We start from the raw sequence: 256 nt of genomic DNA on the forward strand, positions 1-256 counted from the left end.
GGTCAGCAACGAGGGATAATCGAGATGGGGTGGAGCAAGATCGGGAAGGGCGGAATACCGATCGATCGATCGCCGATGATCCGCGCGGGCGAGGCAAGGCAGCCGGTCGCGGAATACCGAAGCGCGGACGACGTCGGAGATCGCGGCAGGGCGCTCGTCCGGACCTCGTCGGCGCGGAGGGGCGCGACACCCCGAAACGATAATCCGACCCTGGCGAGCTTCGCGGCGTGACGAAGCTGATCGTCTGGCATGACGG

1 protein-coding gene is annotated in these 256 nt (G+C 66.4%); it reads left to right on the forward strand.

Features of this window, described 5'->3' with window-relative positions; all coding sequences use genetic code 11:
- Positions 1-231: hypothetical protein (locus AC0IW9_RS31245; protein ID WP_471652179.1), on the forward strand; the 231-nt coding region annotated here is incomplete at its 5' end.
- Positions 232-256 lie beyond the last annotated feature (25 nt).

The sequence above is a fragment of the Belnapia sp. AC561 genome, assembly GCF_979252845.1.